21 protein-coding genes, 2 pseudogenes and 1 riboswitch are annotated in these 26,414 nt (G+C 70.5%); of the genes and pseudogenes, 12 read left to right on the top strand and 11 right to left on the bottom strand.

Annotation, left to right across the window (positions count from 1 at the left end; genetic code table 11):
- The first annotated feature begins 8 nt into the window (after positions 1 to 8).
- A pseudogene (locus tag ASD25_RS08535) lies at positions 9 to 1,924 on the top strand (potassium transporter Kup).
- A complete protein-coding gene (locus tag ASD25_RS08530) occupies positions 1,921 to 3,318 on the top strand; it encodes an RsmB/NOP family class I SAM-dependent RNA methyltransferase (RefSeq protein ID WP_082572290.1) in 1,398 nt (465 codons plus the stop codon). Before ASD25_RS08535 ends, ASD25_RS08530 begins: the two are co-directional and overlap by 4 nt.
- Here ASD25_RS08530 and ASD25_RS08525 read toward each other — a convergent pair.
- The 7 genes and pseudogenes from ASD25_RS08525 to mutS all read right to left on the bottom strand — a co-directional run bounded on the left by ASD25_RS08525 (position 3,315) and on the right by mutS (position 12,081).
- Positions 3,315 to 4,016, bottom strand: coding sequence for a GNAT family N-acetyltransferase (locus ASD25_RS08525; protein ID WP_056616250.1), 702 nt, complete (start codon positions 4,014 to 4,016; stop codon positions 3,315 to 3,317). The genes ASD25_RS08530 and ASD25_RS08525 overlap by 4 nt on opposite strands.
- A 67-nt stretch (positions 4,017 to 4,083) precedes the next feature.
- Positions 4,084 to 5,127, bottom strand: coding sequence for a tryptophan--tRNA ligase (gene trpS / locus ASD25_RS08520; protein ID WP_056617120.1), 1,044 nt, complete (start codon positions 5,125 to 5,127; stop codon positions 4,084 to 4,086).
- Positions 5,128 to 5,168: 41 nt separating this feature from the next.
- Positions 5,169 to 6,878 carry a murein biosynthesis integral membrane protein MurJ gene (murJ, locus tag ASD25_RS08515; RefSeq protein WP_082572288.1) on the bottom strand — a complete coding sequence of 570 codons (1,710 nt, stop codon included), beginning with the start codon at positions 6,876 to 6,878 and terminating at the stop codon, positions 5,169 to 5,171.
- 9 nt (positions 6,879 to 6,887) lie between these two features.
- Positions 6,888 to 8,168: an ACT domain-containing protein gene (locus ASD25_RS31840; RefSeq protein ID WP_235562672.1), complete on the bottom strand. Its 1,281-nt coding sequence runs from the start codon at positions 8,166 to 8,168 to the stop codon at positions 6,888 to 6,890.
- Positions 8,129 to 8,425 carry a hypothetical protein gene (locus ASD25_RS31835; protein WP_235562670.1) on the bottom strand — a complete coding sequence of 99 codons (297 nt, stop codon included), beginning with the start codon at positions 8,423 to 8,425 and terminating at the stop codon, positions 8,129 to 8,131. The genes ASD25_RS31840 and ASD25_RS31835 overlap by 40 nt, the downstream gene beginning before the upstream one ends.
- Positions 8,422 to 9,483: a hypothetical protein gene (locus ASD25_RS31830; RefSeq protein WP_235562669.1), complete on the bottom strand. Its 1,062-nt coding sequence runs from the start codon at positions 9,481 to 9,483 to the stop codon at positions 8,422 to 8,424. Before ASD25_RS31830 ends, ASD25_RS31835 begins: the two co-directional genes overlap by 4 nt.
- Positions 9,480 to 12,081 (bottom strand): annotated as a pseudogene (mutS, locus tag ASD25_RS08505) (DNA mismatch repair protein MutS). The gene ASD25_RS31830 and the pseudogene mutS overlap by 4 nt, the downstream one beginning before the upstream one ends.
- Positions 12,082 to 12,132: 51 nt before the next feature.
- Positions 12,133 to 12,332: riboswitch (cobalamin riboswitch) on the top strand.
- 166 nt (positions 12,333 to 12,498) lie between these two features.
- On the opposite strand from mutS, the gene ASD25_RS08500 reads away from it, so the two are divergent.
- Entirely contained in the window at positions 12,499 to 14,328 is a 1,830-nt protein-coding gene (locus ASD25_RS08500) for a TonB-dependent siderophore receptor (RefSeq protein WP_056616247.1), read from the top strand.
- On the opposite strand, the gene ASD25_RS08495 is transcribed toward ASD25_RS08500, so the two are convergent.
- Together ASD25_RS08495 and recQ are read right to left on the bottom strand one after the other, a co-directional pair.
- On the bottom strand, positions 14,312 to 15,205 hold the full coding sequence (locus ASD25_RS08495) for an aldo/keto reductase (RefSeq protein WP_235562667.1): 894 nt from the start codon (positions 15,203 to 15,205) through the stop codon (positions 14,312 to 14,314). The two genes, ASD25_RS08500 and ASD25_RS08495, sit on opposite strands and share 17 nt — an antisense overlap.
- A 76-nt stretch (positions 15,206 to 15,281) precedes the next feature.
- Positions 15,282 to 17,171 carry a DNA helicase RecQ gene (recQ, locus tag ASD25_RS08490; protein ID WP_369816558.1) on the bottom strand — a complete coding sequence of 630 codons (1,890 nt, stop codon included), beginning with the start codon at positions 17,169 to 17,171 and terminating at the stop codon, positions 15,282 to 15,284.
- A gap of 70 nt (positions 17,172 to 17,241) precedes the next feature.
- On the opposite strand from recQ, the gene ASD25_RS08485 reads away from it, so the two are divergent.
- The 9 genes from ASD25_RS08485 to ASD25_RS08445 all read left to right on the top strand — a co-directional run bounded on the left by ASD25_RS08485 (position 17,242) and on the right by ASD25_RS08445 (position 25,691).
- Positions 17,242 to 18,141, top strand: a complete 900-nt coding sequence (locus ASD25_RS08485) for a class I SAM-dependent methyltransferase (RefSeq protein WP_056616245.1) — start codon at positions 17,242 to 17,244, stop codon at positions 18,139 to 18,141.
- A gap of 205 nt (positions 18,142 to 18,346) precedes the next feature.
- Entirely contained in the window at positions 18,347 to 19,036 is a 690-nt protein-coding gene (locus ASD25_RS08480; RefSeq protein ID WP_056617109.1) for a pseudouridine synthase, read from the top strand.
- Positions 19,037 to 19,088: 52 nt separating this feature from the next.
- Positions 19,089 to 20,303: an FAD-binding oxidoreductase gene (locus tag ASD25_RS08475; protein WP_056616243.1), complete on the top strand. Its 1,215-nt coding sequence runs from the start codon at positions 19,089 to 19,091 to the stop codon at positions 20,301 to 20,303.
- A gap of 31 nt (positions 20,304 to 20,334) precedes the next feature.
- On the top strand, positions 20,335 to 20,976 hold the full coding sequence (locus ASD25_RS08470) for a phosphoribosylanthranilate isomerase (RefSeq protein ID WP_056616240.1): 642 nt from the start codon (positions 20,335 to 20,337) through the stop codon (positions 20,974 to 20,976).
- Positions 20,977 to 21,039: 63 nt separating this feature from the next.
- On the top strand, positions 21,040 to 22,224 hold the full coding sequence (trpB, locus tag ASD25_RS08465) for a tryptophan synthase subunit beta (RefSeq protein WP_056617104.1): 1,185 nt from the start codon (positions 21,040 to 21,042) through the stop codon (positions 22,222 to 22,224).
- A 1-nt stretch (position 22,225) separates the two neighbouring features.
- Positions 22,226 to 22,681 (top strand): hypothetical protein, encoded by a 456-nt coding sequence (locus tag ASD25_RS08460; protein WP_056616237.1) that lies wholly within the window; start codon positions 22,226 to 22,228, stop codon positions 22,679 to 22,681.
- On the top strand, positions 22,678 to 23,508 hold the full coding sequence (trpA, locus tag ASD25_RS08455) for a tryptophan synthase subunit alpha (protein ID WP_056616234.1): 831 nt from the start codon (positions 22,678 to 22,680) through the stop codon (positions 23,506 to 23,508). The genes ASD25_RS08460 and trpA overlap by 4 nt, the downstream gene beginning before the upstream one ends.
- 9 nt (positions 23,509 to 23,517) lie before the next feature.
- Positions 23,518 to 24,411 (top strand): acetyl-CoA carboxylase, carboxyltransferase subunit beta, encoded by an 894-nt coding sequence (gene accD / locus ASD25_RS08450; RefSeq protein ID WP_056616231.1) that lies wholly within the window; start codon positions 23,518 to 23,520, stop codon positions 24,409 to 24,411.
- A 5-nt stretch (positions 24,412 to 24,416) separates the two neighbouring features.
- Positions 24,417 to 25,691, top strand: coding sequence for a folylpolyglutamate synthase/dihydrofolate synthase family protein (locus tag ASD25_RS08445; protein WP_056616228.1), 1,275 nt, complete (start codon positions 24,417 to 24,419; stop codon positions 25,689 to 25,691).
- A gap of 19 nt (positions 25,692 to 25,710) precedes the next feature.
- Here the strand turns inward: ASD25_RS08445 and ASD25_RS08440 are convergent, their stop codons facing one another.
- Entirely contained in the window at positions 25,711 to 25,986 is a 276-nt protein-coding gene (locus tag ASD25_RS08440) for a hypothetical protein (protein ID WP_156389225.1), read from the bottom strand.
- An 88-nt stretch (positions 25,987 to 26,074) separates the two neighbouring features.
- The gene (trxA, locus tag ASD25_RS08435) at positions 26,075 to 26,413 is read right to left on the bottom strand and encodes a thioredoxin (protein WP_056616222.1); all 339 of its coding nucleotides are present in this window, start codon (positions 26,411 to 26,413) and stop codon (positions 26,075 to 26,077) included.
- Between the last annotated feature and the right edge of the window lies 1 nt (position 26,414).

The raw sequence follows: 26,414 nt of genomic DNA, 5'->3' as shown, positions 1-26,414 counted from the left end.
GGAACTTCATGGCCGGGGCCTCTCCCCAAGGTGAAGACGGCGCCGGCGCCGCCACCTCCAACACCCAATCCCCCTCCGACAAGTCTGTCGCACCGGCCCATCCGCACCCCGCGGCGGCCGGCGAAGGCGGTCACGTCAAGGCCGGCAAATGGGGCCTGATCGTCGGCGCCATCGGCGTCGTGTTCGGCGACATCGGCACCAGCCCGCTCTACGCCCTGCGCGAGGCGATCGGCCACGCCCGGGACGGCGTCGGCGGCGATCTGGCCGTGATCGGCGTGGTCTCTCTGGCCTTCTGGGCGCTGATGATCGTGGTGACGTTCAAATACGTCATGTTCCTGATGCGCGCGGACAACAAGGGCGAGGGCGGGACCCTCGCCCTGATGGCGCTGGCGACCCACGCCGTGGGCCGGCGCAGCGCCTTCATCTTCATTCTGGGCGTATGCGGCGCGGCGCTGTTCTACGGCGACGGCATCATCACGCCCGCGATCTCGGTCCTGTCGGCCATCGAGGGCGTCAAGGACGCCCCGGGCGTCGGCGGCCGGCTGGATCCCTTCATCGTGCCGGTCTCGGCGGGCATCCTGATCGCCCTGTTCCTTGTTCAGGCGCGCGGCACGGCCGGTCTGGCGCGGTTGTTCGGCCCGATCACCGCCGTATGGTTCCTGAGCCTTGGCGTGCTGGGCCTGATCCACATCTTCGACGACGTTTCGATCCTGCGCGCCCTGTCGCCGCACTACGGGGTGATGCTGCTGATCAACGACGGCTTCCTCGGCTTCATCATCCTTGGCAGCGTCTTCCTCGCCGTGACCGGGGCCGAGGCGCTGTACGCGGACATGGGCCATTTCGGAAAGGCGCCGATCCGCGCCGGCTGGATCGGCTTCGTCCTGCCCTGTCTGACCCTGAACTACCTCGGCCAGGGCGCCCTGATCCTCGCCCATCCGGGGGCGGCCGATAATCCGTTCTGGAGCATGGTGCCCTCGGCCATCTACTGGCCCATGCTGGCGCTGGCCACGGCGGCGACCGTGATCGCCAGCCAGGCCGTCATCACCGGCGCCTTCTCGGTGACCCAGCAGGCCGTCCAGCTGGGCCTGCTGCCGCGCATCGACATCAAGAACACCTCGGAGACCCAGGCCGGCCAGATCTATGTGCCGGCGGTCAACAACCTGCTGATGATCGGCGTGCTGGTGCTGCTGTTCGTCTTCCAGAGCTCGCACAACCTGACCGCGGCCTATGGCGTGGCGGTGACGGGGGTCATGCTGATCAACACCCTGATGGCCTACTCGGTCATCCGGCATAAGTGGAACTGGCCGGTGTGGGCCGTGCTGGGCGCGCTAATCCCGTTCGGCTTCATCGACACCGTCTTCCTGACCTCCAACCTGCTCAAGATCCCGGACGGGGCATGGATGCCGCTGGTGCTGGGGGCGGCGCTCGTGCTGCTGATGTGGACCTGGGTGCGCGGCACCCAGATCCTGTCGGACAAGACGCGCAAGGATTCCTGACCAGCGACCCCGACGTCGCCCCGGTCGCCCTGATGCACAATCTCAAGCACAACAAGGTGCTGCACGAGAAGAACGTCATCCTGACCGTCCGAACCACCGACCGGCCGCGCGTGCCGGAAAACCAGCGGGTCACGATCGAGCCGATCTCGGACGACTTCAAGAAGCTGACCATCAGCTACGGCTTCATGGAACAGCCCAATGTGCCCAAGGCGCTGGGCGTGTGCCGCAAACAGGGTCTGAAGTTCGACATCATGTCGACCAGCTTCTTCCTCGGCCGCCGCTCGGTGATCGCCTCGGCGACCCAGGGCATGCCGCTGTGGCAGGACAAGCTGTTCATCTTCCTGACCCGCAACGCGGCCAATCCGACCGACTTCTTCCACATCCCTCCCGGCCGGGTGGTCGAACTGGGCGCGCAGGTAGCCGTATGACCCGTGGACCCGAACAGGGGCGCAGCTCCGCCGCCCGCGGCCGCCGCATGGCCGACAAGGCCCGCGCCGGAACCCGGCCGCCGCGCGCGCCCAAGGTCGAGGTGCAGGACGACAGCGCCGACATCGGCGTCGAGGCGCGGATCGCGGCGGGCGTGCTGCTGAACGCGGCGCTGGAAGGCCGCGGCGGACTGGACGCCGCCCTGTCGTTCCGCGAGATCTCAAGCTTGCCGGGACCGGACCGCGCCTTCGCCCGCGCGGTGGCCATGGCCGCGCTGCGCCGGCTGGGCGAGATCGACCAGATCCTCGACCGCAAGCTGCAGAAGGCGCCGCCGCTGGCGGTGCGCACCATCCTGCGCGTGGCTCTGGCCCAGATGCTGATCCTGGAGACGCCGGCCTTCGCGGCGGTGTCGACCGCGGTGAAACTGGCCGAGCGCGAGCCCAAGACGCGGCCGTACAAGAATCTGGTCAACGCCGTCCTGCGCGGCATCGACCGCGAAGGGCCGGGACTGACCACCGCCGAGAGCAATCTGCCCGAATGGCTGTCCGCCCGCTGGCGCGCCGCCTACGGCGAGGCGGCGCTGGTCGGACTGGCCCTGGCCGCGCGCGAGGAGCCGGCGACGGACCTCAGCATCAAGCCGGACGTCGACGCCGCTGCGATCGCCGAGGCGGTCGAGGGCGAGGTCCTGCCGGGCGGATCGATCCGCACGGGCCGGCGCGGCGATCTGGCGACCTGGCCGGGCTTCGACGACGGCGTGTGGTGGGTGCAGGACGCGGCGGCCGCCGTGCCCGGACGCCTGCTGGCCCCGCAGGCGGGCGAAGCGGTCATCGATCTGTGCGCGGCCCCGGGCGGCAAGACGCTGCAGCTGGCGGCCTCGGGCGCGACGGTGGTGGCGCTGGACCGGTCGGCGGTGCGGTTGAAGCGGCTGACAGAAAACCTGCAACGCACGGACCTGAACGCCGAGGTGGTCGCCACCCCCGCCGAGGACTGGGAGGACGACCGCACCTTCGACGCCGTCCTGCTGGACGCGCCGTGCACCGCCACCGGCACCTTCCGCCGCAATCCGGAAGTCCTGCGCGCCACCAAGCCCGCCGACGTCGCCAAGCTGGCCGATGTGCAGCACCGTTTGCTGGACGCCGCCGCCGAACGGGTGAAGCCGGGCGGGCGGCTGGTCTATTGCGTCTGCTCGCTGGAGCGCGAGGAGGGCGAGACCCAGATCATCGCCTTCCTGCGCCGCAACACGGCGTTCAGGACGGCCCCCGCCGATCCGGTCGCCGTCGGCGCGCCGTCCGAGGCGCTGACGCCCGAGGGCTGGCTGCGCATCCTGCCGTCGATGTGGGCGGAAAAGGGCGGGGTGGACGGCTTCTTCGTCGCCCGGCTGGATCGGGTGGCCTAGGCCAGCACGGTGTAGGTCATCCGGGTGCGGACGGCGAAGCCGAGGCTCTCGTAGAAGGCCACCGTTGCCGTGTGTTCGGCATAGGCGTGCAGGAAGGCCTGCTCGCCGCGCGCCAGAATGCCAGCGACCACCGCGCGGCTGAGCGCGCCGGCCAGACCCTGTCCGCGGAAATCGGGATGGGTGCAGACGCCGCTCAGTTCGCTGTAGCCCTCGACCTTCATCCGTTCGCCGGCCATGGCGATCAGCCGGCCTTCGCGCCGCACCCCGATGAAGCCGCCCAGCCGCAGGGTGCCGCGCCGGAAGGGGCCGGGTCTGGTCAGTATTGCGAGAGCCAGCATTTCGTCGGCGTCCGCCTCGCCGAGCGTCTGGAATTCGATGTCGCCCGCCGGGCCGGCGGTCAGGGCCGCAGCCGTCATCTGCACGCACGATGCACGGGAAATGACCGGGACGTCGGGCAGCACCGCCTCGATCGGCGCGCCTTCCGGCTCGACCATGCCCGCGCCGGGGTATTCGCGACTGAGGGCGGTCAGCAGGGCCCGGCTGGCCGGCGAGCCGTCGGCGGCGGCGACGAAGACCCCCACGTCGGGGTCCAGCCGCACCGCCGCGCCTCCGTCCTGCTCGCGGCGGATCGCAAGCGGCGCCACGCGGGTGTTGAGGGCGCTCCAGACCGGGCGGTCGAGGGGATGGGCGAGGCTCATCAGGCTGAATTAGCTTAAGCGGCGCTGTTGGCCAGACCCGACGGGACGCGGCGTCCGAAAGCCGCCGTCAGGCGCGCCAGAAGCCGACGATCTTCTTGACCTCGTCGACCACCGGATCGGCGATGGCGGCGGCGCGGGCGGCGCCATCGGCGAGGACCCTGTCGATCTCGGAAGGGTCGGCCATCAGCCGGCGCATCTCGGCGGTCACCGGAGCCATGGAGGCGACGGCGAGATCGGCGAGTTTCGGCTTGAAGGCGCCGAAGCCCTGTCCGGCGTATTCGGCCAGCACGGCCTCGCGCGTCATGTCGGCGAGGGCGGCGTAGATGGTGACGAGGTTCTTCGCCTCGGCGCGGCCCTCAAGGCCTTCCAGCGTCTCGGGCAGGGCATCGGGGTCGGTGCGGGCCTTGCGGATCTTGGCGACGATGGAGTCGGCGTCGTCGGTCAGGTTGATGCGCGACTGATCCGACGGATCGGATTTGGACATCTTGGCCGCACCGTCGCGCAGGCTCATGACCCGCGGCGCCGGGCCCTGGGTCAGGGGTTCGGGCAGGGGGAAGAAGCCGGGCGCGTTGAAGTCTGTGTTGAACTTCTGGGCGATGTCGCGGGTCAGCTCGAGGTGCTGCTTCTGGTCCTCGCCGGTCGGCACCTCGGTGGCCTTGTACAGCAGGATGTCGGCAGCCTGGAGCACGGGGTAGGTGTAGAGGCCGACGGACGAGCGTTCCTTGTGCTTGCCCGACTTCTCCTTGAACTGGGTCATGCGGTCCAGCCAGCCGAGGCGGGCGACGCAGTTCAGGATCCACGCCAGTTCGGAATGCGCGCGCACGGCCGACTGGGGCCAGATGATCGACTTCGACGGATCGAGGCCGGACGCCAGATAGGCGGCGGCGATCTCGCGCGTCTGGGCGGTCAGCTTGTCCGGGTCCTGCCAGACGGTGATGGCATGCAGGTCGGCGACGAACAGGAAACAGGGCGCGCCCGTGTCCTGAAGCTGGGTGAACCGCTTCAGGGCGCCGAGATAATTACCCAGATGAAGGGCGCCGGAGGCCTGGATGCCGCTAAGCACGCGGCGGGGGCCCTGGTAGGCGGGAACGGCGGGGGAGGCGTCGGTCATGTCGAGGCGCAATGCCCGACCATCGCCCAAGGAGCAAGCCGTTACTTGGCGGTTCGTCGCAGCAGGCCCTTCACTTCAGCCATGGTTATGGCGCGGGTGGCGAAGGCGAGGACGATGTAGGCCAGTCCGCCGGCGGCGGTGACCAGCAGCAGGGCGGCCTCCTTGGCGCCCACATCCAGACCCACCACGCCGAGGGCGTCGGCCACCGGGGCCTCGATCAGGGCGCGACTCGCCGCGGCCAGGCCGACAATGAGGGCCAGTCCCGCTGCGGACAGTCCGATGCGCGTCAGGCGCGACAGGGCTTGCGGGCTGGGCCGGTAGAGACCGCGCCGCCACAGGGTTGCGGCCAGCAGGATGACATTCGTCCAGGCCGCGGCGGAAACCGCCGCCGCTATGCCCGCAATGCCCCAGCCGAGATTGAACAGCCCGATCGCCAGAGCCGCGTTCACCGCGACGGAGACGAGGGCGAAGATCATCGGCGTGCGCGTGTCGCGGCGGGCGAAGAAGGCCGGGGCGAGGATACGGATCAGCACGAAGGCCGGCACGCCCCAGCCGAACTGGAACAGGGCCTGCGCCGTGTTGACGGCATCGACCTGCAGGAAGGCGCCGCGGGTGAACAGGGCGTCGATCAGGAAATAGGGCATGGCCATCAGGGCCGCCGCCGCCGGCAGGGTCAGGGCCATCGACAGGGTCAGGGCCTCGTCCATCGAGGCCTGCTGCTGGCCATGGTCCTCGGAGGCCACGGCGCGGGACAGGCGGGGCAGAAGAGCGATGCCGATGGCGACGCCGACGAGGCCGAGGGGCAGTTGATACAGGCGGTCGGCCGTCGCCAGCCAGGTCCGTCCGCCGGCCACGAAGCTGGACAGGTTTCCCGAGATGAAGACGTTGATCTGGGTCGCCGAATTGCCGATGGCGGCGGGGATGGCGGTGATGATGATGGCCTTCACAGCCGGGGTCAGGCGCGGCAGGGCCAGCCGGATATCGGCGCCGGCCCTGCGCGCGGCCCACCAGCATAATCCGGCCTGCGAAACCCCCGCGACCAGCACGGCCCAGGACGCGGCGTAGGCGGCGCCGATCTGGCCGCCCTGGGCCGGGATCACGGCGACCAGCATGATGACGTTAAGCAGCACCGGATAGGCGCCCGAGACGATGAACCGGCCGCGCGCGTTCAGCACGCCGCTGAGCAGGGCCGCCACCGCCATACAGGGCAGATAGGGCATGGTGATCTGGGTCAGGACGACGGCCAGCTTGAAGCGTGCGGGATCGTCGAGGAAGCCGACGTTGATCACGGCCATCAGCCACGGCATGGCCAGCTGGGCGACGATGGTCAGCGCCAGGGTGGCGAAGGCCACGGCGGCGAGCGCGTCCGTGGCGACCTTGTCCGCCACCGCCTCGCCTTCGGTCTCGAGGGTCTTGGCGTAGGCCGGGACGAAGGCGGCGGCGAAGGCGCCCTCGGCGAAGATGCGCCGGAACAGATTGGGGAAGTTCAGGGCGGTGTTGTAGGCGTCCGCCGCCGGTCCGACCGACGCGCCCAGGGCGGCGGAGATGACGATGTCGCGGGCGAAGCCGGCCAGACGGCTGACCAGGGTGAGGCCGCTGAAGATGGCCGACGAGCGCATCATGCCGCCGCCCTTGCGGGAGGTCGTGCCCGAGGCCGGCGGCTGGACCATGGGATCGGTCGTCGCCGTCGCCGATGGCACTGGCGGCGCGGCCTCGATCGGTTCAGCTCGGTTATCGGTTTTTTTGGCCATGTCAGCGCCTTAGCGTGGTTCCGGCGCGCGCGATACGGGCTCTTGCGCGCCGCCGCGTCGACCGACCTCGGAGACGTCGCGCAGGCTGGCCCGGACGGGGGCGGAGACGCGGTGGCCGCCGCGTTCCGTGAAGTCGAGCACCGTCTCCAGATCGGCGCGCAGGGCCTCCAGCTTCGGTCCGGGCTTCGGCTTCCTGCCCGCCGCGTCGGTGACATAGAAACTGTCGACCGCGCGTTCGCCAAAGCCGGCGATATGGGCCGAGCGGATCGACAGGCGGTGGATGGCGAAGGCGCGGGCCAGATCGGCCAGCAGGCCGGGGCGGTCGGCGCCGGACACCTCGACCACGGCGGCGGTCGGGCTCTCGTCCAGATCAACCATGGCCGTGGGCCGCACGTCGAAGGCGGCGCGGCGCGGATTGGGCGGGGCGACCGGCGGCGGGGCGGTGGGCACGCCCCCGCGCGCGGCCGTCTCCAGCCCCTCGATCAGCCGGGTCAGGCGCCGCGGCTCGGCCTGGCCGTAGGGCGCGCCGCCGCCGTCCTGAAGCTCGAACACGTCCAGCGCCGTGCCGTCCGGCGCGGTGGCGACGCGGGCGCCGACGACGTCGGCTCCCGCGGCGGCGAGAGCGTCGGCCAGATCGACGAACAGGCCGGGCCGGTCGCGGGCGGCGACGGCGACCCGGGTGGCGGCGCGGTCCTCCTCCTCGCTGTCCTCGACAGTCACGGCCTCGGCGGCGGCCCCGTCTGCACGGGCGCGGGCGACCAGTCCGGGATAGTCGTCCAGCGGGTCGGCATGGGTCACGTCCTCGCCGCGGAACACGCCCTCGGTGCGCTGATACAGGTCGCGGATGAGGTTGCCCTTCCAGGCGTTCCAGACGCCGGGCCCGACGGCGCGAATGTCGGCCACGGTCAGGATCAGCAGGGTGCGCAGACGTTCCGGGTCGCCGACCAGCTTCGTGAACGCGCGCACCGTCGCCGGGTCGGAGACGTCGCGCTTCTGGGCGTAGTCGCTGAGGGCCAGGTGGTTGCGCACCAGCCAGACCACGAACTCGGTGCGGCGCGGATCGAGGCCCAGCCGGTCGCAGGCGCGCCGCGCGGCGATGGCGCCGTCCTCCAGCTGGCCCCGGTCGCCGCCCTTGCCGACGTCATGCAGCAGCATGGCCAGCATCAGGGCCTCGAAATCGTCGATGCGATGGACGATCTCGGACGAGGACGGATGATCGGCCTTCAGCTTGCCCCGCCAGATGTCGTTGATTACATGTTGAACTGGGTCTGGCCGACGATCCGCCCCCATTCGGGCAGGAACCGGCCCAGCAGGCCGGTCTCGTTCATCAGCGTCAGGACGCGGTAGGGCCGCTGGCCGTGGGCGAGGATGTCGAGAAAGGCGCGGGTCGCCTCGGGGTCGCGGCGCAGGGACGGCGTGACCAATGACAGCGACCGGCTGACGGCCGAGAAGGCGTCGGGGTGCAAATCCAGATCATGCTCGTCCGCCGTGCGGAACAGCATCAGCAGCTTCTCGGGCGCGGCGGCGAAGACCTCGGGGCCTTTCACTTGCGGCCCGGGATCAGCCGCGACAGGCTCATGGTCGGCTTCTGCTGGCGCGCCTCCAGCTTGGCCGACATGGCGCGGGTCAGGGCGCCGACGTCGCGGGCGACGAGGAAGTAGCGGCGCATGAAGCGCTCGACCGCCGGCTCGTCGCCGCGTCCGCGCCAGCCCATGCGACGGGCGACCTCGGGCTGGAGGTCGAAGGTCAGCTTTTCCTCGGCCCGCCCTGCGGTCAGGTGCAGATGCGCCCGGGTGCGCCACAGGAAGTCGAAGGCCTCCTCGAACGTCCGGCGTTCACGCGCGGTCAGCAGGTCGTCGAGCACGCGGGCGCCCAGCGGGCTCTCGGGAGCGAGGGAGCGGGCGATCCAGAACAGGGTGTTGAGGTCGCGCAGGCCGCCCTTGCCGTCCTTGACGTTGGGCTCGACGCGATAGCGGACGGCGCCGGACTTGTGGTGGCGCAGGTCGCGCTCTTCCAGCTTGGAGGCGATGAACGATCTCGGGTCGGCCTTGGTGACGAAGGCGCGGAAGCGGGCGATGAAGTCGTCGGCCAGCCGTTCGTCGCCGGCCAGAGGGCGCGCCTCAAGAAGGGTGGTGCGGATGACCATGTCGGACTTCGCCAGCGACAGGCATTCGTCGACCGAACGCGCCGACTGGCCGACCTTCACGCCGAGGTCCCAGAGGACGTAGAGCATGAACTCGATGACCTGTTCGGTGCGCGGGATCGACTTCCAAGGACGCAGGAACAGGATGTCGAGATCCGAGAAGGGCGCCAGCACGCCCCGGCCGTAGCCGCCGACCGCGATCAGGCTGAGCCGCTCGGCCTCGGTCGGGTTGTGAGCGGGGTAGAGGGTCTCGGTGGTGAATCGCCACAGGTCCTTCAGCAGGTCGTCGGCGGCGGCGGAATAGAGCCGCGCGACCTCGACTCCCTCGCCGCCGGCTTCCAGTCGGCGGGCCGCCCTGGCGCGGGCGGCGTCGAAGCGTTCGCGCAGGACCTCAGCGACCGCCTTGCGCACATCGGGAGCGGACGCGGCCTCGATCAGCCGGTCGTCGGGATCGGGGGTCACCGGCGTCCCAGACCCTTGAGCCGGTACAGGGCCTCCAGCGCCTCGCGCGGGGACAGTTCGTCGGGTTCGATGGCCCCAAGCGCGTCCTCGACGGCGGAGGAGCGCGGCGGCGGGGTCGGCTCGGCGACGGCGAACAGGGGCAGGTCGTCGAGACTGATGGCGGCGCTCTTCTCGCCCTCCAGCCGGTCCAGAACCTCGCGGGCGCGGCTGACGACGGCGGCGGGGACGCCGGCGAGTTTGGCCACCTGCACCCCATAGGACCGGTCGGCGGCACCGGGGGCGGCCTCGTGAAGGAAGACGAGGTCGCCGTTCCATTCCTTGGCGACCATGGACAGGTTGCAGACATGGGCCAGCCGCGTCTCCAGCCCCGCCAGCTCATGATAGTGGGTGGCGAACAGGGTGCGGGCGCGGTTGCGGTCGTGCAGGGCCTCGGCCACGGCCCAGGCGATGGCGAGGCCGTCATAGGTGGCGGTGCCGCGGCCGATCTCGTCCAGCACCACGAAGCTGCGGTCGGTGGCTTGGGTCAGGATGGCGGCGGTCTCGACCATCTCGGTCATGAAGGTGGAACGGCCGCGGGCCAGATCGTCGCCGGCGCCGACGCGGCTGAACAGCCGGTCAACCACGCCAAGCCGCATGGCGCGGGCTGGGACGAACGCTCCGGCCTGGGCCAGAACGACCAGCAGGGCGTTCTGGCGCAGGAAGGTCGACTTGCCGGCCATGTTCGGACCGGTGACGATCGACAGGCGGGCGCAAGCCGAGCCGGAACCGTCCAGCTTGCAGTTGTTCGGCGTGTAGGGATCGCCCTGCGCCTTCACCGCCGCCTCGACCACCGGATGCCGGCCGGCGGTGACCTCGAAACAGGTGGTGTCGTCGACGGCGGGCCGGACGGCGCCGACCTCCTCGGCCCATTCGGCGAGGGCGGAATGGGCGTCCAGTTCGGCGAGCGCCTCGGCCACGGCCTGAAGCGGCTGCGCCAGCGACTGCACGGTCGTGCGCCAGACCTCGAAGGTCTCGCCCTCGATGGCGAGCGCGCGATAGCCGGCCTGGCTGATCTTGGCGTCCAGCTCGGAGAGTTCGACGGTGGTGAACCGGACCTGATTGGCCAGGGTCTGGCGGTGGATGAAGGGGCTTTCGCCCGAGGGCCGCAGCAGGGGCTCGGCCGCCCTGGCGCTGGTCTCGAGGAAATAGCCGAGGACGGCGTTGTGGCGGATCTTGAACGGGACGCCCGCTTCGGCCACGGCGCGGGCCTCGAGGTCGGCGACGACGCGGCGGCTGTCGTCGCGCAGGCGGCGGGCCTCTTCGAGTTCGGGGCGGTAGCCGGCGGAGACGAAGCCGCCGTCGCGGGCCAGATGCGGCGGCTCGGCGACCAGACCCTCGGCCAGATCGACCAGCAGACGCCCGAGCTCGGGCGACAGGCTCAACAGGTCCAGCGCGGCAGCGATGCGGGCGGGCGGACCGGTCAGCGGGTCGCGGGCCGGGGGGAACAGGCCCGCTATGCCCTCGGCGATCGACAGGCCGGTTCGGATGGCGGCGAGGTCGCGCGGGCCGCCGCGGCCCAGCACCAGACGCGAGGTCGCGCGGGCGACGTCGGACGAGGCGCGCAGGCCGTCGCGCAGATCGCGGCGCAGGTCGCGCTTCTCCAGCAGCCATTCAACGGCGTCAAGACCGTGGTTGATGGCGGTGGTGTCGCGCAGGGGCCGGGCGATCCGCTCGGCGAGAGCGCGGGCGCCGCCCGAGGTCACCGTGCGATCGATACAGGCCAGCAGCGAGCCTTCGCGTTCGCCGCGCTGGGTGCGGTCGATCTCGAGGCTGAGGCGGGTCGCCGGGTCGATGGCGAGGAAGCCGGTCTCGCCCGAGCGACGCGGCGGCGACAGGGCGGGAATCTTGCCGGCCTGGGTCGTCTCCAGATAGGCGGCGATCAGGCCGAGGGCGGAGACCTCCGCCTCCTCGAAGGCGCCGAAACCATCGAGTGAAGCGACGCCGTACAGACGTTCGACCCGGACCCGAGCCCCCACCGGTTCGGCCAACGCCTGCGGCAGGGCCTGAACGACGCCGCCCGAGCCGTCGAGTGCGGCCTTGGTCGCCTCGTCGGAGAACAGGCGGTCGGGGACCAGCACCTCGGACGGGCGGAAGGAGGCGAGGGTGGCGCCGAGGTCTTCCAGCGAACAGGCGACGGCGTAGCAGACTGTCCTCGGTCAGGGTGCCGGGGGTGACGACGCGGACGATGTCGCGGTGGACCACGGCCTTGGAGCCGCGCTTGCGGGCCTCGGACGGGGCTTCCAGCTGTTCGCAGATGGCGGCCTTGAACCCCTGCCGGATCAGGCGGGCGAGGTAGCCGTCAAGGGCATGGACCGGGACCCCGGCCATGGGGATGTCCTCGCCCTGGTGCTTGCCGCGTTTGGTCAGGGTGATGCCCAGGGCGGCCGAGGCGATCTCGGCGTCCTTGAAGAACAGTTCGTAGAAATCGCCCATGCGGAAGAAGACGATGGCGTCGGGCTGGCTGGCCTTGGCCGCGAGGAATTGCGCCATGACGGGCGTCGTCCCCTCGCTGGACGGGACGGCGTCGGCTTTCGGAGGGTGGACGAGGGGGGCGTTCATGGGAGCGCCGCAAGGTGAAGGATTGCGCGCCCCGCCTCAAGCGTCTTGCGCAAGCTGTGCCGCACTGCGACAAGCCCGGCAGGCGGTTAAGGGAACGCGGTCAGAAACCGCGGCTGTGCCCGCAACTGTAGGCGGCGAGGCCGTCGTTCGATCCGGGAGCTTGCTTCCGGCGTCACTGGGCAACCGGGAAGGCGTGAGCGGCTGTTGTTGACCCGCAAGCCAGGAGACCTGGCCGCCGACGTCGCTCGTCCGCTGTCCGGGACCAGACAGAGGCGTGGGGCCTGCCCTTCCGCTTGCGCGGGAGATGTTCCGTCGAAGCGACCCGACCCAGGCAGCCGCGCTCTTTCCCAAGGGCCGGGTCGGTCGCTTTCACACGCCGCCGCGCAGCGCCAGCGCGGGGCAGACGGAGTCCCGCGCATGACGCGATCCATCCTCTACGCCACCGCAGCCGCCGTGCTGTTCCCCCTGTCCGCCCATGCTCAGGACGATCCCGACGCCCTGCCGGAGGTGGTGGTGACCGCCACCCGCCTGCCGGCCATCGTCGCCGACACGCCGGGCGCGCGGGTCATCGACCGGCACGCCATCGAGCAGCGCGGGGCTGTGTTCGCCGCCGACATCCTGCATGACGTGCCCGGCCTGTCCGTCGTGCGTTCCGGCGCCTTCGGCGGCGTCGCCCAGGTGCGGATGCGTGGCGCCACGCCGGGCAAGACCCTGGTGCTGGTCGACGGCGTGCCGGTCAACGACCCCGCCGAGGTCAACGGCGCCTTCGACTTCTCGAGCATGGAGCTGTCCGACATCGAGCGCATCGAGGTGTTGTCGGGGCCGCAGTCGTCGCTGTGGGGCTCGGACGCCATCGGCGGGGTGATCGCCTTTACGACGCGGGAGCTGGACGGCTTCGGCGCCGATCTGGAGGCCGGGTCGTATGAAACCCTTCGCGGCCGGCTGGCGGCGGGCGTTTCCACGGAGCAGTACGGCTTCGGGGCCTGGGTCTCGCATTTCGACACGGACGGCATCTCCGCCGCAGACGAGGCGGACGGCAATACGGAGGCCGACGGCTTCACCACCACGACGGTCGGCGCCAAGGGCCGCTACGCCTTTACATCGGTTGTCAGCGTCGATGGATCGGTGCGCTGGACCGACAGCGACGTGGATCTGGATGGATATCCCGCGCCCGCCTACGTCCTGGCCGACACGCCCGACAGCCAGGCCAGCGAGCAATGGTCCGGCTTCGGCCGTCTGCGCCTGAGCGCGCTCGGGCTGGCGCACCAGTTCAGCGTCTCGGCGTCGGACATCGCGCGGGAGACCGTCTCATCCTTCCCCTCGGCCTTCGAGGCTGACCGGCAGGTGTTCCGCTGGCAAGCGGACGGTTCGGCGGCGGGCGTGGACTTCGTCATCGGCGCAGAACGCGAGGACACGGAGGGCAGTCTATCGACCGGCCTGGCCGAGGAGCTCGGCACGACCTCCGCCTTCGCGACGGCGCGGATCGATCCCACCGACCGGCTCAGCCTGACCGGGGCCCTGCGGTTCGACGATACCGATGACTTCGGTTCAAAGACGACGGGCCGCGTCTCCGGCGCGTTCGAGGCGGGCGCGGGCTTCATCCTGTCGGCGGCGTACGGGACGGGGTTCAAGGCGCCGTCGATCAGCCAGGCGGTGTGCGACTTCTGCTTCTCGTCCCAACCCTTCCCAGTGCTGCGGCCCGAGACGGCCGAGGGCTATGAGGGGGCGGTCGGCTGGGGTTCGGCGGACGGCCGCATTGAGGGCCGGCTGACCTTCTACCGGCTGAACGTCGAGGACCAGATCACCTACATCTTCGATCTGGCTACCTTCGACAGCTACTACGTCAATGTCGCCGAGACGGCGACGGACGGGGTCGAATTCGAGGGCCGCGGCCAGCTGGGCGGCGGGTTCGACCTGACGCTTGCATACGCCTGGACCGACGCGCGGGACCAGTCGAACGGGACGCGGCTGCTGCGCGTGCCGGAACAGGCGGGATCGGCGACGCTGGGCTGGACCGGTCAACGGTTGTCGGGTGCGCTCACCGTCCGGGCCGAGGGCGATCAGGACGACGCCGGCGGGGTCCGCGAGGCCTTCATCACGGCCAATCTGAATGGGTCCTACGCCCTGACAGACAAGGTCACCCTGACGGCGCGGATCGAGAATCTGGCGGACGAACGCTACCAGCAGGTGTTCGGCTACGGCGAGCCGGGCCGGTCCGGCTATGTCGGGGTCAGGCTGCGCTACTGATGCGGCGGGGGCCGGCGGCGGAGATCGTCGCCGGCTCCAGCTGCATGGAACCCCAGTCCAGCGCCGGCGTCGGGGCGTGTGCGGCGGCCACCACGGCGCGCAACTCGGCGGCCGAGGCGACGCTGGCGACGACGGCGGAGACTTCGGGCAGGCCCAGTGCATAGGCGAGTGTAGCCTGCATCGGATCGACGCGGGCCTCGGCCAGGCGGCGGCGGATGCGCGACAGGGTCGGGGCGTGGCGGTGCATCTCGACCGGCAACTGCTCGCTGTTCATGAACAGCAGGCCGTCGGCGAAGATGGACGAGGCGTGGACGGTCACGTCCAGCGAGGCCAGTTCGGACAGGACGCCCGTGTGCTGGGCGCGCTGGTCCAGCAGATTGCATTTCAGCTGGACGAGGTCGGGCTGGAAGCGGCGGGCCAGCAGGGCCGGGCCGTCCTCGACCGAGGCGCAGAAGCCGATGCGGCGGTACAGGCCGCGGTCCTTGAGGGCCAGCAGCTTGTCCCACAGGGCGCGGCCCTCGGTGCCGGCGAGGTCCGAGGCCGAGGAGACAAGCAGGGCGTCGCCGCGTGGCAGGCCCAGACGTTCGAGCGAGCGACGGGCGCGGGCCTCGACCCGATCGACGCCGTCGCTGACCGGCACGGTGCGGACCGAGACCTGGAAGGGCGAGGGGAAGGGCCAGCTTTGACCCAGCCAGCGTTCGCCGTCGCCGTCGGGGCGGGTGGCGACGCGGGTGACTCCGGAGTCAGCGGCGGTCTGCAGCAGGATGCGCAGCGATTCCTCGCGCGCTCCGGCGGGCGCGGGTATGGCGCGGTCCGGCGCGTGCACGACGGCCAGAGCGAGTTTGTCGACCGGAATCGGGGCGCGGTTCGGGATCACCGAGGGACTGTGACGGCGAAAGTTTAAGGCGCCCCTTCCAAGACCTTGACCGAACCTTACCTCGCGAACGCCGGTTTCAATCCACAGCCTGACCGAGAGCGGCCAGAACGCCCTTGCCGTAACGGTCCAGCTTGGTCTGGCCCACGCCCGAGATATGGCCCAGCGTCTCGAGGTTTCCGGGCTGGGCCATGGCGATTTCGAGCAGGGTTTTGTCCTGGAAGATGACGTAGGGCGGCACGCGCTGTTCGGCGGCGCGGTCGCGGCGCCAGGCGCGCAGGGTCTCGAAGCGGGCGCGGACGTCGGCTTCCATGGTTTCCAGCGCGGCGTTGCGGCCGGTGCGGACCCGCTCCTTCGAGGCGACGGCGCGGGCGGGGGTCAGGCGGACCTCGACGACGCGCTGGCCGCGATAGACGGCGCGGACGGCCTCGGGCTCGCCGATGCGGACCAGCGGCTTGCCGTCATTCGGGTCCTCGACCAGCAGGCCCTCGAACATCAGATGGTCGACCACGTCGCGCCAGGTGTGCAGGGCGACGTCGGCGCCGATGCCCCAGGTCGACAGGGCGGTCTCCCACGGCTGGACCTCCTTCGTCTTGCCCAGCAGGTGGTCGATGACGCGGGTCTTGCCGAAACGCTCGCCAAGCCGCTGGACGGCGGCCAGAGCCTTCTGGGCGTGGACGGTGGCGTCGAAGACGGCGGGCGGGTCGAGGCAGATGTCGCAGGCGCCGCACGGCTGGGCGGCCGTCTCGCCGAAATAGCGGCGCACGGTCTGGGGGCGGCAGGTGGCGCCGTCCAGCATGGCGAACAGCTGACGCGCCTTGCGCACCTGAACGGCCTTGACCTCCTCGGCCATGGGGCGGCCGTCGAGCCGTTTGAGGGTCCAGGCGATGTCGGACGGGCCGTAGAGCGTCAGGCCCTCGGCGGGTTCGCCGTCGCGCCCGGCGCGGCCGATCTCCTGCCAGTAGGCTTCCAGCGAGCCGGGTGGATCGGCGTGGATGACGAAGCGGACGTCGGCCTTGTCGACCCCCATGCCGAAGGCGATGGTCGCGACCATGACGGCCCCGTCCTCGGCCAGGAACCGCTCCAGCCGGCGGTCGCGGTCGCGGGCGTCCATGCCGGCGTGATAGGCGATGGCGTTGGTTCCGGCGGATTTGAGCGCGTCGGCCACCCGCTCGCAGCCGTCGCGCGAGCCGCAATAGACGACGCCGGACTTGCCGCGCCGCTGGCGCACCAGATCGATGACGGCGAGGTCGGTCTTCGCCCGAGAGGCATTCTCCTTGCGCACCGCCGAAAGCTGCAGGTTCGGGCGGGCGAAGCTGTCGACGAGGACCTTCGCGCCTTCCAGATGCAGGGAGCGGACGATGTCCTCGCGGGTGCGGGCGTCGGCGGTGGCGGTGACGGCGATGCGCGGCACACCGGGGAACAGCTCGGCCAGACGGCCGAGGGTGCGATAGTCGGGGCGGAAGTCGTGGCCCCACTGGGATACGCAGTGGGCTTCGTCGATGGCGATGAGGCTGAGCGGGAGATCGTGCAGCCGGTCGATCAGATGCGGCTGGGCAAGGCCCTCGGGCGAGACATAGAGCAGGTCCAGCTCGCCGGCCCGGGCCTGACGCCAGATGGCCGAGCGGTCGTCCATGGACACGCCGGAATCGAGCCGGGCCGCGGCCACGCCCTGCTGTTTCAGCGCCTCCACCTGATCGGTCATCAAGGCGATCAGGGGCGAGACGACGAGGCCGAGGCCCGGGCGCAGCATGGCCGGGATCTGGTAGCAGACCGACTTGCCGCCGCCGGTCGGCAGGACGGCCAGCACGTCGCGCCCGGCGAGAATCTCGGCGACAACGTCGGCCTGCAAGCCTCGGAAGTCGCCGTGGCCCCAGACCCGCTCCAGCGTCGCGCGGGCGTCGGCGAGCGACGGCGGGGCGATTGACGCTAAGGTTGTATCCGCGAGCATGGTGCGCTTGTGCCTCATTTGTTCTCGTTTGTCAGCGGGGAATTCGGCGGGAGGAGACGGATGACGCCCGTCCCGCTATAGCCCCGCCATGACCACCCTTCTGTATGGCCGCCCGCCGGCGGTGTTCGATCCGCCCGGCGCGGCGACCCAGGTTTCGCCCCTGATCCCCGGCTCGACGCCGCTCGAGGACATCCCCGAGGGCTCGGCCGACGAGATCATGATCTACGCCCCGCCCGGCGTGCTGGAGCGGCGGCATACGCTGGCGCTTGCGTTGCGGGCGCTGAAGCCCGGCGGCCGGCTGGACGCCATGGCGCCCAAGGACAAGGGCGGCTCGCGGCTGAAGAAGGAGCTGGAGGGTTTTGGCGTCGAGGTCGGCGAGAGCGCCAAGGCGCATCACCGCCGCTGCGTCGTCATTCGGCCCAAGGCGCTGATGGGGATCGACGAGGCGATCGCCGCCGGGGCGCCGCGTCTGGTCGAGGGGCTGGAGGCGTGGTCGCAGCCGGGGATCTTCGCGTGGGAACGGATCGACGCCGGCTCGCTGCTGCTGGCGCAGACGGCGCCGGGGCTGAAGGGGGCGGGGGCCGATCTGGGTTGCGGCTATGGCGCTCTGGCGACGGTGGTGCTGGGCTCGTCGGCGGTGACCTCGCTGCGGCTGATCGATCTGGACCGGCGCGCCATCGCGGCGGCGAAGCAGAATGTCACCGACCCGCGCGCGACCTTCGAATGGGCCGATGCGCGCACGGTCGAGGCGGCCGCCGATCTGGACTTCATCGTCACCAATCCGCCGTTCCACGACGGCGGGACCGAGGACAAGCGGCTGGGTCAGGCCTTCATCCGTCAGGCGGCGGGCATGCTCGGCAAGGGCGGGGTGCTGTGGCTCGTGGCCAACCGCCACCTGCCCTATGAGGCCGAGCTGAACGCGGCCTTCAAGCGCGTGCGGATGGCCGCCGACGCGGGCGGGTACAAGGTGTTCGAGGCGGTGAAGTGATCGCTCCTCTTGTCGTCATCCCGGCGAAGGCCGGGACCCAGCAGCGCGCGGGAGCGCGAACCTGTCCCGGCATCCGGCGCTTGCGTCATCGCCTTCGCTGCCGCTTCGGCGCCGCTGGGTCCCGGGGTCGCTGCGCGCCCCGGGATGACGACAGGAGGGAGCGTTGAAAACGCCCACCTCTCGTGTCGACAAGCTGCTGGGCTCGATGGGCTATGGCTCGCGGACCGAGATGGCGCGGCTGGGCAAGGCGGGCGGGATCGTGCTGGACGGCGCCGACCTGACGGATGTCTCGAAGCGGATCGCCGTGACGCCAGACCTGCCCGCGCGGATGGAGATCGACGGCGAGCCGCTGGATCCGACGCCCGGTCTGGTGATGATGCTGAACAAGCCGCTGGGGATGACCTGTTCGCGCAAGGAGGACGGGGCGCTGGTCTATGACGTCCTGCCGCCGCGATGGAAGCGGCGCGACCCGGCCATCTCGACCATCGGGCGACTGGACAAGCAGACGACGGGCCTGCTGCTGCTGACCGATGACGGCGATCTGCTGCATCGGGTGATCAGTCCCAAACGGCATGTGGCCAAGGTCTATCGCGCCACCCTGGCGCGGCCGCTGGACGGGAGCGAGGGCGACGTCTTCGCCGCCGGCGGTCTGGTGCTGGAGGGCGAGGACAAGCCGCTGTCGCCGGCCGTGCTGGAGGTGCTGTCGCCGACCGAGGCGCGGCTGACGGTGACCGAGGGCCGCTATCACATGGTGCGGCGGATGTTCGCAGCGGTGGGCAACCACGTCGAGGCGCTGCACCGCGAACGCGTCGGCGGGCTGGCCCTGCCGGACGATCTGGCGCCGGGCGAGTGGCGGCTGCTGGATCAGGCGCAGATCGACCTGATCTTCGCCTGACGGAACCCGGATCGGTCTGGGGCTCTAACGCTCCGCTTCCAGCGGAGACGACATGACCGGGGCGACGATCAAGAGAGACCTGCGCACCGGACGCTCGCTGTGGGCGGACAGTCATGGGCTGGGCGTGCCCGTCCAGCCGCTGACGGAGGCGATCGCGGTCGATGTGGCCATCGTCGGGGCCGGGATCAGCGGCGCCTTCATGGCGCGTGAGCTGAGCCGCGATCATTCGGTGGCGGTGCTGGACCGACGGCCGCCGCTGACGGGATCGACGGTGGCGTCGACGGCCCTGCTGCAATGGGAGATCGACCTGCCGCTGACCGCCCTGGCCGAAAAGGTCGGGATGGCCAGGGCGAAGCGGGCATATCTGCGCTCGCGATCCGCCGTCGACGATCTGAAGCGGATCGTGGCGGACGAAGGGATCGTCTGCGGGTTGAAGGACAAGGACACCCTCTATCTGGCCGGCGACGAATACGGCCGTCGCGCCCTCGAGGCCGAGGCTCAGGCGCGGGCCGGGATCGGGCTGGAAAGCGAATCCATCGGACCGGAGATTCTGCGCGACCGGTTCGGCATCGACCGGACGGGGGCTATCGTGAGCCAGGGTTCGGCCAGCGGCGATCCGGCGCGGCTGGCGGCGGGGTTGCTGCGGCGGGCGCAGGCGGCGGGGGCCAAGGTGTATTCGCGGGTCGAGGTGCTCCATGCGGTCAGCGATCCGGACGGCGTGACACTGCTGACCGATGCGGGTCATGCAGTGCGGGCGACATCGGTGGTGTTCTGCTGCGGCTACGAGTTTCCCAAGGGGGTGCCGACGCCGGGCGCAAAAGTGATCTCGACCTGGGCCATGGCGTCCAAGCCGCGCCAGCGCTGTCCGGCGTGGTTGCGGGACACGCTCGTGTGGGAGGCGTCGGATCCGTACCTCTATTTCCGCATGGGCGGGGACGGCCGGCTGATCGTCGGCGGCGAGGACGAGACGTCGCCCGACGCCCATGCCGACAAGGCGAAGTTGAAGCGCAAATGCGAGACCATCGCCCGGAAGCTGTCGCGCCTGCTGCCCGAGGTGGAGTTTGAGGTCGATTACAGCTGGGCCGGGGCCTTCGGCGAAAGCGCGACGGGCCTGCCCTCGATCGCGCCGGTGCCGGACATGGACCACGCCTGGGCGGTGATGGGCTTTGGCGGCAACGGCATCACCTATTCGGTCATCGCTTCGCAGGTGGTTTCGGCGGCGTTGCGCGGCGGGGCCGACCCGGACGCGGACCTGTACCGGCCTTGACCCCGGCGGGCGGCGGGAGCACCTGCGGCGGATGAGCGCCCATGCCAAGATCTGCGGCCTGACGACGCCGGAAACGCTGGATGCGGCGCTGACGGGCGGCGCGGCCTTCGTGGGCGCGGTGGTGTTTCCGAAAAGTCCGCGCCACATCGCACCCCTGCACGCGGCGACCCTGTTCGAGCGGGCGCGGGGCAAGGCGAAGATCGTGGCGGTGACGGTCGACGCCGACGACGCCTTGCTGACCGAAATCGCCCTGATCCTGAAGCCGGACCTGATCCAGCTGCACGGATCCGAAACGCCGGCGCGGGCCGAACAGGTCCGGATGCTGACCGGCGCGGGGATCATCAAGGCCCTGCCGATCCGGACGGACGACGATTTCGCCGCGGCCGACGACTGGGAGCCGTTCGTCGATCACCTGATGTTCGATGCGAAGCCGCCCGAGGGATCAGCGCTGCCGGGCGGGGTCGGGGCGCGGTTCGACTGGGTCATGCTGGCCGGGCGGGCGTATCGCCATCCGTGGTTCGTGGCGGGCGGTCTGACCCCGGACAATGTGGCGCAGGCCATCCGCATCTCGGGCGCGCCCCTGATGGATGTGTCCTCTGGCGTGGAAAGCGCCCCGGGTGTTAAGGACCCGGCCCTGATCACGGCGTTCCTCGACGCCGTCCGCTCCGCCTGATTTCCGCCGCTCCCCCGCGTGAAAGCTTCCCCCGTGAACGCCATCATCCCCAATCAATACGCCATGCCCGACGCCGAGGGCCGTTTCGGCCCCTATGGCGGGCGGTTCGTGGCCGAGACCCTCATGCCGCTGGTTCATGAGCTGAACGCGGCATACGAGGCCGCGAAAGCTGACCCGACCTTCCAGGCCGAGCTGGACGGCTTCCTGACCGACTATGTCGGCCGGCCCAGCCCGCTGTATCTGGCCGAGCGCCTGACGGAGCATCACGGCGCCGCGAACATCTGGTTCAAGCGCGACGAGCTGAACCACACGGGCGCGCACAAGATCAACAACTGCATGGGCCAGATCCTTCTGGCCATGCGGATGGGCAAGACGCGCATCATCGCCGAGACCGGCGCCGGCCAGCACGGCGTGGCGACGGCCACCGTCTGCGCCCGCTTCGGCCTGAAATGCGTCGTCTACATGGGCGCCACCGACGTCGAGCGGCAGATGCCCAACGTCTTCCGCATGAAGCTGCTGGGGGCCGAGGTCGTGCCGGTGACGGCTGGCCGGGCGACGCTCAAGGACGCCATGAACGAGGCGATGCGCGACTGGGTCACCAATGTCGAGGACACCTACTACCTGATCGGAACGGCGGCGGGCCCGCATCCCTATCCGGCCATGGTGCGCGACTTCCAGTCGGTGATCGGGCGCGAGACGCGTGTGTCCATGCTGGCGCGGCGCGAGAAGCTGCCGGACGCGGTGGTCGCGGCCATCGGCGGCGGTTCGAACGCCATCGGCCTGTTCCATCCCTTCATCGAGGACGCCGGGGTGCGGTTGATTGGGGTCGAGGCGGCCGGACGCGGGCTGGACGGCCCGGACCATGCGGCGTCGCTTCAGGGCGGACGGCCCGGCGTGCTACACGGCAACCGCACCTATCTGCTGCAGGACGACGACGGCCAGATACTGGAAGGCCATTCGATCTCGGCCGGCCTCGACTATCCGGGCATCGGCCCCGAGCACGCCTGGCTGAAGGACATCGGCCGCGCCGAATACCGCGCCGCCACCGACGCCGAGGCGCTCGAAGCCTTCCAGCTGTGCTCGAAGCTTGAGGGGATCATCCCCGCGCTGGAGCCCAGCCACGCGCTCGCCCGGGTGGGCGAGATCGCGAAGGAAGTGGGCAAGGGCGGCGATGTCGTGCTGAATATGTGCGGGCGGGGCGACAAGGACATTTTCGCCGTGGCGAAACACCTGGGCGTGGAGTTGTAGAATGAAGATCGCAGGACTGGCCGTTGCAGCGGCCCTCATGGCCGCGCCCGCCTGGGCGCAGCAACCGGCGGCGCCGCCCCCCGTTCTCGCGTCTCCGGAGGCCATGGTGCTGCCGGGCGCGACCCTGGCGCCCGATTGCGGCGGTCTTTACAATCTCGCCGGCCGCGCCTTCTGCGTCAGCGCGCCGCTGGCAGGGATCGGCGCTCTGGCCGAGGCCTATATCGCCGATCTGGGGAGCAGGGGCTGGCTCACGGCCGGCGGCGACGACAACCGCGTCGTGTTCGTGCGCCGCAGGGACGGCGGCGGCTGCGACGGGCTGCAGATGCAGGCATTCTACGACACGACGCGGCCTGCGGGTCCCGCGGCGCTTGGCTATCTCGGCTTCGGTCCGATCCCCGGTGACGTCTGCGCCGCCCAGCCGGCCGCTCCCGCGGCGACGGTCCCGCCGGCGCAATGACCACAGCGCGCATCGACGCCCGCTTCGCCGCGCTGAAGGCCGAGGGCCGGGCCGGCTTTGTGGCCTATGTCATGGCCGGGGATCCCACGCGGGATCAGGCGATCGAGATCCTGCGCGGCCTGCCCGGCGCGGGCGCCGACATCATCGAGTTGGGCTTTCCCTTCTCGGATCCGATGGCCGAGGGACCGCCGATCCAGCGCGCCGCCCTGCGCGGGCTCAAGGCCGGGCTGACGCTGAAAGGCACGCTGGCGCTGGCCGCCGCCTTCCGCCAGGGCGACGCCGACACGCCGGTGATCCTGATGGGTTACCTCAATCCGATCGAGACATACGGCTACGACGCCTTCGCCCGCGACGCGGCGGCCAGCGGCGTGGATGGGCTGATCGTCGTCGACTGCCCGCCGGAAGAGGCCGGGCCGTTGTCGGACGCGCTGGACGCGGCGCAGGTGTCGCTGATCCGGCTGGCCACGCCGACCTCGGACGACGCGCGGCTGAAGATCATCGCCGAGCGGACCTCGGGCTTTGTCTACTACGTCTCGGTCGCGGGCGTGACCGGGGTGAAGGAGGCGCAGGCCGTGTCGGTCGCTCCGGCCGTGGAACGCGTCCGCAAGGCTTCGGGCCTGCCCGTTGCGGTCGGTTTCGGGGTCAAGACGCCGGAGCGCGCCGCCGAGATCGCCCGGGTGGCCGATGCCGTGGTGGCCGGCTCGGTTCTGGTCGACGAGGTTGCGGCCGCTCTGGAGGCGAACGAACCCGCCGCGACCCGCGTTCTGGCCAAGGTGCGGTCCCTCGCCGATGCGGTCCGGGGTGCGCGCGTGAAAGAAAGCGTCTAAAGCGCCGCCATGGTCGACAAGAACAAACCCCCCCAGGAAAAACGCGGCGGCTGGCTCAGCCGCTTCGCCCCCGGCGTGCGCAAGATCGTCAGCCGGCGCGACACACCCGAGAACCTGTGGGTCAAGGATCCCGACACCGGCGAGATGCTGTACCGGTCGGATCTTGAAAACTCGCTGTGGGTCACGCCCTCGGGCCGCCACATGCGGATCAACGCCGACCAGCGGCTGCGCTACACCTTCGACGACGGCGCGTTCGAGTCGATCGACACGCCCGACGTGCCCGAGGACCCGCTGAAATTCTCGGACGGCAAGCCGTACAAGGACCGGCTGGCCGCCGCCCGCAAGGCAGCCGGCCGCAAGGACACCATGGCCATCGGCTTCGGCGAGCTGGACGGAACGCCCGCGGTGGTGATCGTCCAGGACTTCAGCTTCATGGGCGGTTCGCTGGGCATGGCGGCGGGCGAGGCCTTCATCGCCGCGGCCCGGGCGGCCGTCGAGCGCGGCGTGCCGCTGGTCTGCTACACCGCCGCCGGCGGCGCGCGGATGCAGGAGGGCGCCCTCAGCCTGATGCAGATGGCGCGCTCGACCCTGGCCATCCAGGAGCTGAAGGCGGCGCAGCTGCCCTTCGTCGTGGTGCTGACCGACCCGACGACCGGCGGGGTGACCGCCAGCTACGCCATGCTGGGCGATGTGCATCTGGCCGAGCCGGGGGCCCTGATCGGCTTCGCCGGTCCGCGCGTCATCGAAGCGACCATCCGCGAGAAACTGCCGCCGGGCTTCCAGCGCGCCGAATATCTGCAGGAAAAGGGCATGGTCGACCGCGTCGTCGCCCGTGAGGACCTGCCGGTGGTGCTGGGCCAGATCCTGTCGATGCTGATGGGCGGGCGGCGTCGGGCGGCCTGAGCGCCGTGGACCCGATCTCCGAACGCCTGAGGGCGCGGCACCCCCAACGGATCGACCTGTCTCTGGATCGGATGCGGGTGCTGTGCGCCGCCCTGGGCGATCCCCAGAACCGGCTGCCGCCGGTGGTCCATGTGGCGGGCACCAACGGCAAGGGTTCGACCGTCGCCTTCATTCGCGCCATCGCTGAAGCCGCCGGCTTGCGCGTCCATGCCTACACTTCGCCGCATCTGGTCCGGTTCAACGAGCGCATCCGTCTGGGCGGGAAACTGATCGGGGACGATGTGCTGAACGACATCCTCGACCGGATCGAGGTGCTGGACGTCGAGGCGACCGTGTTCGAAAGCACGACCGCCGCCGCCTTCGTGGCCATGAGCGAAACCCCGGCCGATCTGGCCATCGTCGAAGTGGGTCTTGGCGGCGTGCTGGACGCCACCAATGTGATCGAACGCCCGCTGCTGAGCGTCATCACGCCTGTCGATCTGGACCATGCGGAATTCCTCGGCACGTCCCTGCCCGGCGTGGCCGCGGAAAAAGCCGGCATCCTCAAGCCCGGCGCGCGCGGTCTGATCGCGCGCCAGTCGGAGGCGGCGATGGCGGTGATTGAGAAGGCGGCGCAGACGGTTCGCGCGCCCCTGACCGTCATGGGCGTGGATTTCGACGCCTGGGCAGAGCGGGGCGGCATGGCGTTTCAGGATCAGGAGCGGTTCCTCGACCTGCCGGCCCCGGCGCTGGCCGGACCGCACCAGATCGCCAACGCCGGGCTCGCCGTCGCCGTGGCGCTGGAACTGGATCTGCCCGAGGCGGCGATCGCGGAGGGCCTGCGGGCGGTGCGCTGGCCTGCCCGTCTGCAACGGCTGACGCAGGGGCCCCTCGGCGAGGCCGCGCGGGCGGCCGACGCCGAGCTCTGGCTGGACGGGGGACATAATCCGCATGCGAGCCGGGCGTTGGCCGAGGCCCTGGCCGAGCGGCAGGCGAAGGCGCCGCGACCGCTGGCGCTGATCGTCGGCATGCTGGCCAACAAGGATGCGGGCGGATTCTTCGAGGCCTTGAAGGACTCGGGCGCCGCCGTCTTCACCGTGCGCTTCGACGGGGCTGCGGCAGAGCCGGAAGCCTTGGCCGCGGTCGCGCGGGGGCACGGTCTGGGCGCCACGCCATGCGCCTCGGTCGACGAGGCGCTGGACCGGGCCCTGCGTCTGGGCGCGGGTCGCGTGGCGATCTGCGGTTCGCTGTATCTCGCGGGCGAGGTGCTGGGCGCGGCGCGGGAAACCTGGCCGGTCTGACCCGCTTTCGCCCGAGCCGCTAGTTCACGTCCGGGGTGCGAACGCGCTGGAGGTTGCGCAGGAACTCGCGCGTCTGCTGCGTCTGGGGCGCCGCGACGCGTATGGTCCGGCAGACGCGCTGCTGCAGGTTCGAACCCGTGGCGCGCTCCAGCCGGCAGACCCGCCGTGTCCCGGCTTCCAGCTCCGCATGCGTTGCACTGGTCGACCGCGCTTCGGCGGGCGCCGGCGTTGCGGCGATGACGGACACCTGGCCGCCTGCCAGCAGGGCGGCGGCGATGAGAGCGGCGGTCAGCATGGGACGGCTCCGGCGGTCGTTGATCAGACCGCAGGAGAACACCGATCGCCGATGGGGGCAAATCCGGGGTTGTTCAACCCCGGCGGGATCATGCGGCGGCCGATCCGATGCCCGACTCGGCCAGCCATTCGAGAATCTTGCCCTTGGGCATGGCGCCGACCTTCATCGAGGCCATCTGGCCGTCCTTGAAAAGCATCAGGGTCGGGATGCCCTTCACGCCCAGTTTCGACGGGACCATGGGGCTGTCGTCGATGTTGACCTTGGCGATGGTGACCTGACCGGCCAGATCGTCGGCGATCTGCTCCAGCGCGGGTCCGATCTGTTTGCACGGGCCGCACCATTCCGCCCAGAAGTCGACCAGAACGGGCTGGGAAGCCTTCAGAACGTCGGCTTCGAAGCTGTCGTCGGTGACCTTGATGGTGGCCATG

This window comes from Brevundimonas sp. Root1423 (assembly GCF_001426805.1).
The sequence above is the reverse complement of the archived record's forward strand: the minus strand, read 5'-3'. Positions and strand labels throughout refer to the sequence as shown.

Bases quoted from the DNA above. Each gene is read 5' to 3' on its own strand.
- ASD25_RS08485 (WP_056616245.1), top strand. From the start codon at position 17,242: ATGACCACCCTTCTGTATGGCCGCCCGCCGGCGGTGTTCGATCCGCCC.
- ASD25_RS08480 (WP_056617109.1), top strand. From the start codon at position 18,347: ATGGGCTATGGCTCGCGGACCGAGATGGCGCGGCTGGGCAAGGCGGGC.
- ASD25_RS08460 (WP_056616237.1), top strand. From the start codon at position 22,226: ATGAAGATCGCAGGACTGGCCGTTGCAGCGGCCCTCATGGCCGCGCCC.
- accD (WP_056616231.1), top strand. From the start codon at position 23,518: ATGGTCGACAAGAACAAACCCCCCCAGGAAAAACGCGGCGGCTGGCTC.
- ASD25_RS08475 (WP_056616243.1), top strand. From the start codon at position 19,089: ATGACCGGGGCGACGATCAAGAGAGACCTGCGCACCGGACGCTCGCTG.
- trpA (WP_056616234.1), top strand. From the start codon at position 22,678: ATGACCACAGCGCGCATCGACGCCCGCTTCGCCGCGCTGAAGGCCGAG.
- trxA (WP_056616222.1), bottom strand. From the start codon at position 26,413: ATGGCCACCATCAAGGTCACCGACGACAGCTTCGAAGCCGACGTTCTG.
- recQ (WP_369816558.1), bottom strand. From the start codon at position 17,171: ATGAGGCACAAGCGCACCATGCTCGCGGATACAACCTTAGCGTCAATC.
- ASD25_RS08440 (WP_156389225.1), bottom strand. From the start codon at position 25,986: ATGCTGACCGCCGCTCTCATCGCCGCCGCCCTGCTGGCAGGCGGCCAG.
- trpS (WP_056617120.1), bottom strand. From the start codon at position 5,127: ATGACCGACGCCTCCCCCGCCGTTCCCGCCTACCAGGGCCCCCGCCGC.
- ASD25_RS08470 (WP_056616240.1), top strand. From the start codon at position 20,335: ATGAGCGCCCATGCCAAGATCTGCGGCCTGACGACGCCGGAAACGCTG.
- murJ (WP_082572288.1), bottom strand. From the start codon at position 6,878: ATGGCCAAAAAAACCGATAACCGAGCTGAACCGATCGAGGCCGCGCCG.
- ASD25_RS08500 (WP_056616247.1), top strand. From the start codon at position 12,499: ATGACGCGATCCATCCTCTACGCCACCGCAGCCGCCGTGCTGTTCCCC.
- ASD25_RS31840 (WP_235562672.1), bottom strand. From the start codon at position 8,168: ATGGGGGCGGATCGTCGGCCAGACCCAGTTCAACATGTAATCAACGAC.
- ASD25_RS08530 (WP_082572290.1), top strand. From the start codon at position 1,921: ATGACCCGTGGACCCGAACAGGGGCGCAGCTCCGCCGCCCGCGGCCGC.
- ASD25_RS08525 (WP_056616250.1), bottom strand. From the start codon at position 4,016: ATGAGCCTCGCCCATCCCCTCGACCGCCCGGTCTGGAGCGCCCTCAAC.
- trpB (WP_056617104.1), top strand. From the start codon at position 21,040: ATGCCCGACGCCGAGGGCCGTTTCGGCCCCTATGGCGGGCGGTTCGTG.